Genomic DNA, 236 nt, shown 5'->3' on the forward strand with positions numbered 1-236 from the left:
CAACCTACGTTCTCCATAAAGTAACCACATACGTAGTAGCCGATTAAAGAACCCAAGTTAATACCCATGTAATAAAGAGCGTAACCGCCATCACGACGCTCATCAGCATCGCTGTATAACTGGACTACCATTGCACTGATATTTGGCTTGAGTAAGCCCGTACCTGTTGCAACAAAACTTAAACCAATAAAAAATGAATATTCATGTGGACCGGCCAAAATAATGTGGCCACACAT

Annotated in this window: 1 pseudogene; it reads right to left on the bottom strand. The window is 41.5% G+C overall.

Going from position 1 to position 236, the window contains the following annotated elements:
• Window positions 1–236: pseudogene (locus R0J88_RS23465) on the bottom strand (MFS transporter); the annotation flags it as partial.

This window comes from Pseudoalteromonas sp. SIMBA_162 (genome assembly GCF_046535955.1).
GTDB lineage: Bacteria > Pseudomonadota > Gammaproteobacteria > Enterobacterales > Alteromonadaceae > Pseudoalteromonas > Pseudoalteromonas marina.